Origin of the sequence: Pseudomonas sp. SIMBA_068, from assembly GCF_046534705.1 — a bacterium.
In the GTDB taxonomy this organism is placed as follows: domain Bacteria; phylum Pseudomonadota; class Gammaproteobacteria; order Pseudomonadales; family Pseudomonadaceae; genus Aquipseudomonas; species Aquipseudomonas putida.
Window position 1 is genome coordinate 1 of sequence record NZ_JAWRYI010000947.1, and the last position, 257, is coordinate 257.

At 62.3% G+C, this 257-nt stretch carries 1 pseudogene; it reads right to left on the minus strand.

Annotation, left to right across the window (positions count from 1 at the left end):
* Positions 1–257 (minus strand): annotated as a pseudogene (locus tag SB756_RS32210) (F0F1 ATP synthase subunit beta); the annotation flags it as partial.

Consider the following 257-nt stretch of genomic DNA (forward strand, 5'->3'; position numbering starts at 1 on the left):
TTCAGCCAGCGTCGGCTGATAGCCCACTGCCGACGGCATACGGCCGAGCAGTGCCGACACTTCGGTACCGGCCAGCGTGAAACGGTAGATGTTGTCGACGAAGAACAGCACGTCGAGGCCTTCGTCACGGAAGTGCTCGGCCATCGTCAGGCCGGTCAGCGCGACGCGCAGACGGTTGCCCGGCGGCTCGTTCATCTGGCCGTACACCAGCGCGACCTTGTCGAGAACGTTCGAGTCCTTCATTTCGTGGTAGAAGT